Below are 4041 nucleotides of genomic sequence, written 5' to 3'. Positions count from 1 at the left end.
CCGCATCGAAGAGATTAGGGCGGCGTACCCACAATGGCCGATTCTCAATCTACGCTAACTTTGATAGACTATCGGGCTTAATCTCGCTGTAATCGGGATGACGCATTAGCTGTCCTGAGTTTGAATGCGAGCTGACCCTATGAAGAAGAAAGATGTCTGAGACCCCGTCTCAACCTCCCTGAAGCGTCGGCAGAATTGTCTGAACCTGCCGGTGTGCATGAGAGTCTTAGGGCACCGAGCGTAGTACTCGTGACAGGAGCCTCGGGTTTTGTCGGTGCGGAACTGGTCACTTATCTGAAGGCGGGTGGTTATCGCGTGATTGTCGCCACACGCAACCAAGGTAAATCCGGCCGCAATGGGCTGGAATGGGTTCGTCTGCCTTCACCGCATGAACCTGTCGAGGTCTTCGAGGACATTCTTAAACAGATCAACCATGTTGTGCATCTGGCGGCCATCCATAACCCGCAGTTTGCCGTTTCTGCTGACACCTATTATGCCGTCAATTGCGTTATGACGGCCAAACTGGCAAGAGCTGCGCATAAAGTCATATCGGGCAAACTCATCTTCGTCTCGACGATCCGCGCGCAGTGCGGCAGCGTTTACGATGGTATCGCGCTGGAAAGCGATCGTCCACAACCGACGGATGACTACGGACGCGCGAAGCTCGCAGCCGAGACTGAAGTCGCGGCAGCGATGACCCGTGGGAATTATACGATACTGCGACCGGTCCTCGTCTATGGCCCCGGTATGAAGAGTAACATGGCCATGCTCGTGAAACTCGCAGCCTTGCCGCTGCCCTTGCCCCTGAATTCACTGACCGGCAAACGGTCGCTGCTCGATCGCGGGGCGCTTTGCCGGGCGATCATCCACTGCCTGGACGATGCCGGCACAGATGGGGGCACATTCATCGTGTCGGACAGGATTCCGCTAACCATATCGGAGATAGTCGCAGCGACGCGTCTGGGTCAGGGCCGGAACCCCAATTTGTTTTCCTGCCCGCCCTGGATATTGAACCTTTTGGCACGAATGACTGGCCAGAGCGATCGCCGGAAAAGATTGAATGGCGACCTCGTTGCGAGCTCGGCGAAGCTGCAGTCGATGGGCTGGGACGCTGTCGACAATCCCGCACGACGAATTGAAGAATTGTCCAGCGATCTCATAGCGAGTGGGCGTTCTTCGAGCCGCTCTAACCGCCAAGATTTACGAAAAGTGGTGTCTGGATGGCGTACAAGACTACGCCAAAGCTGGCTTCATTGAGCAGGCATGAGTACCCGCTATAGCCGAAGTTCAGCGCGATGCGACCTGCTATGGGCTCCGCTCAACGGCGGCGCGGTCCATCTGGGGCACTTTTCAGTGTGCACATCAACTTGGCTCCAGCTGTACCTGGGATAGGTAAGCTTGGAACGTTCAGCGTGGCCAATCAAAACCGATAGTGATGAATTCGATGTCCTCTCGCCGGTTGGGGAAAATCATATCGCGCATTGCCGAAATCATTTTGCCAAAGATCGCAAAGCTTGGTTCGAAACCGTATCGACGCTTCCAAGAAAATCATCGCGACGGCCTTAGTCCGTCGAACGCTTTGCGCAGCATCAGATAAGCGCTGAGTGCCGGGCAATCGCGCCTTATTTCTTTATTGGCATCAGATTTGTCCGTCCGACATCGTCTCCCTTGCCAAATCCCAATTGGGGGAAGCTGCGGTGGTTCTTGGAAAGATCGAATTGGAATACCCGTACAATCGGCAATATCCAGCAGCGGGTCGATTACTCTGGGATGATCCAAAACCGGAACATTTCATCCGCACGCTAGTTTTTCTGGAGAAACCACTCACAGGAGCTTGTCATGAAGACACACCTGGACTGGCTCCGTCAAGGAGGGACAGGCAAAGGCAGCCGCCAACTGCGGGTTGTCGAAATAAAGCATAGCCAGGGAGTTTCAAATGCAAACGGTAACAGGACTATATGATAGTTATGATGATGCTCGCACTGTCGTTAACAAACTCGAGGATGCGGGAATTTCTTCCTCCGATATCACGATCATTGGCCGCGCCGAGGAAGCGAGTGAACCAAATGCCGAAGAGGGCGTAGCTACGGGCGTTGGCGTCGGCGCCCTAGTGGGAGGTGCGGGCGGGCTCGTTGCGGGGCTGGGTATACTCGCCATTCCGGGCGTAGGTCCCGTTGTGGCAGCAGGATGGCTTGTCTCCACGATCGTTGGAGCGGCCGCAGGTGCCGTCACGGGCGGTGCCGCCGTCGGCATCATTGGCTCACTTACTGGAGCCGGCGTCGAAAAAGACGAAGCGCATGTCTATGCGGAAGGGATACGCCGGGGCAGTACATTGGTATCGGTTCGCGTCGATAAGGATAAAGCGGCCGTCGCGCGGTCGATCATCAAGGACGATACATTGTCTGATCTTGAAGCACGCCGCGCTGTGTATCGTGAAGAAGGTTGGCAGGGATTTGATGAAACCAACCCGGCTCTCACAGACGAAGAGGTTGCCAGGGAACGGCGACGCTTACGTGAATATCGCCAGCAAATGCCTTGAGCCGTATTTGCCGGTCCGGGATCATTACCTCATCGGGTTTGAATGCAGGATACTGGAGATCGCAAGTTTGAAGGATTGGTCTGCAATGAGTTGGGATAATCGAGGAACAGGCATGCTGTGATGGCCTCGATTTCGAAGAAGTCCAACGCCGACAAGATATTAACGCGGCGCGCGAGACAGCAGGGACGTGGACGCCGCGCGCGCGCTCCATCTGACATTCCGGCGAAGGGTTGGAGAGACGTCCTCTATAGAATTTACAATGCGTTGTGGGAAGACCGGATCATGCTGATTGCGGCAGGGGCAACATTTTATTTGCTGCTTGCCTTGTTTCCGGCACTGACCGCTTTTGTATCATTGTATGGTTTTCTGGCTGATCGTGCCACAGTCGCTGGCAACACTTCCATGCTCATTGGCATTCTACCGATGGACTCGGTCAATCTCATCCGGTCTCAGCTCGAGACACTTGCAGCGCAAGATACCAAGGTCCTCAGTCTCGGCTTTTTTATCGGACTTTCAGTGGCGCTATGGAGCACGAACAACGGCATCAAGGCCATATTCGAAGCATTGAACGTTGCATACAGCGAGAATGAAAGCCGCAGCTTTCTGAAACTTAATTTGGTTTCGTTTGCTTTCACGCTTACCGGCATGATTTTTGGAATTTTTCTGATCACTGCATTGGGTATGATCCCACGACTGTTGACGTTCTTCGGCCTCGACGGCTGGAATGCGGCGCTGGTCAGCTTGGCGCGATGGCCCTTGACTGCGATCGTTGTTGCGGGAGCCATTTCTGTCGTTTATCGCTTCGGCCCGGATCGGGAGCAAGCCAAATGGCGCTGGCTATCGTGGGGAAGCATTCTTTCCACGTTGGTGTGGATAATTGCATCTGCGGCTTTTACATTCTACCTCGCCAATTTTGCCGATTACAATGCCACGTATGGCGCTTTGGGCGCGGTTGCCGGCCTGATGGTGTGGATATGGATCTCCGTGATCGTCCTTATCCTTGGGGCTGAGTTGAATGCGGAACTGGAACATCAAACCGTGATCGATACCACGACCGGAGAACCCCTTCCGATGGGAAAGCGTGGCGCAGTGGTTGCCGATACACTCGGCGAATCTGTGGACGAGAAGAGAGGAAAAATGTCAGCTCCGCAGTGAGAATAACTATCCTGCATGGGAGGAGCGGAGACACTTGCTCAAGCGATGGCACATCTGCAGTACCCAAGAGCCATTGCGCGCCCTGATTATTTACGGTTTGGCAGCTTGTCTGCCTGACATGAAATCTTCTAGATCCGGGCAGCCACCCGAGTCCGCCTGATTGTCGCCGCATAATAGCCATTTTTTTGTCTCATTTTTACATCGAAAGATTTAGCAATGTGAATGTCAGTCGACGAAGAAACCACGTCGGAGCAGTCAGGTGAAGTCGAGGAGGGAATAATGCTAGCTGCGAAAGGAAACCTGCCGTTGCCGGAAGCCACAATTCCTCATTCCAATAGATCATTTGC

The 4041-nt window shown here is 54.1% G+C and carries 3 protein-coding genes and 1 pseudogene; 3 read left to right on the top strand and 1 reads right to left on the bottom strand.

Translation table 11 applies throughout. From position 1 onward, the window contains the following. Positions 1-249: 249 nt before the first annotated feature. Complete coding sequence (locus AAAC48_RS00020; protein ID WP_340652196.1) at positions 250-1257, top strand: NAD-dependent epimerase/dehydratase family protein; 1008 nt, start codon at positions 250-252, stop codon at positions 1255-1257. A 166-nt stretch (positions 1258-1423) separates the two neighbouring features. Here the strand turns inward: AAAC48_RS00020 and AAAC48_RS00015 are convergent. Continuing rightward, positions 1424-1498, bottom strand: a pseudogene (locus AAAC48_RS00015) (YbhB/YbcL family Raf kinase inhibitor-like protein); the annotation flags it as partial. Between the two features lie 438 nt (positions 1499-1936). Between AAAC48_RS00015 and AAAC48_RS00010 the strand changes: the two are divergent. Further along, positions 1937-2539, top strand: coding sequence for a general stress protein (locus tag AAAC48_RS00010; protein ID WP_340652195.1), 603 nt, complete (start codon positions 1937-1939; stop codon positions 2537-2539). 120 nt (positions 2540-2659) lie between these two features. Beyond that, a complete protein-coding gene (locus AAAC48_RS00005; protein ID WP_340652194.1) occupies positions 2660-3694 on the top strand; it encodes a YihY/virulence factor BrkB family protein in 1035 nt (344 codons plus the stop codon). Positions 3695-4041: the final 347 nt, after the last annotated feature.

The organism is Phyllobacterium sp. (assembly GCF_037994405.1).
GTDB lineage: Bacteria > Pseudomonadota > Alphaproteobacteria > Rhizobiales > Rhizobiaceae > Phyllobacterium.
This window is presented reverse-complemented; position numbering and strand designations above follow the sequence as displayed.

Bases quoted from the DNA above. Each gene is read 5' to 3' on its own strand.
- AAAC48_RS00010 (WP_340652195.1), top strand. From the start codon at position 1,937: ATGCAAACGGTAACAGGACTATATGATAGTTATGATGATGCTCGCACT.
- AAAC48_RS00005 (WP_340652194.1), top strand. From the start codon at position 2,660: ATGGCCTCGATTTCGAAGAAGTCCAACGCCGACAAGATATTAACGCGG.